The sequence below is a fragment of the Pelomicrobium sp. G1 genome, assembly GCF_051905455.1.
Classification (GTDB): domain Bacteria; phylum Pseudomonadota; class Gammaproteobacteria; order Burkholderiales; family UBA6910; genus Pelomicrobium.
Window position 1 is genome coordinate 1 of the sequence record NZ_JBQACR010000454.1, and the last position, 253, is coordinate 253.

1 protein-coding gene is annotated in these 253 nt (G+C 64.0%); it reads left to right on the top strand.

The genetic code is table 11. The annotated features are described in order from the left end of the window. On the top strand, positions 1-253 hold a 253-nt coding region (locus tag ACTFO6_RS19205), incomplete at both ends, for an FAD-binding oxidoreductase (RefSeq protein WP_439935922.1).

Here is a 253-nt window from a genome sequence, read left to right on the forward strand (position 1 = left end):
TTCGTGGCCCTGCACATGCACGCCGGTGACGGCAACGTGCACACCAACATCCCGGTCAACTCCGACGACTACGAAATGCTTCAGGAGGCCAACGCCGCCGTGCGCCGCATCATGGCCCTGGCCAAGTCTCTGGGCGGCGTCGTCTCCGGCGAGCACGGCATCGGCATCACCAAGCTGGAATTCCTTGAGCCGGGCGAGGTCGAAGCGTTCCGCGCCTACAAGCAGCGGATCGATCCCAACGGTCACTTCAACC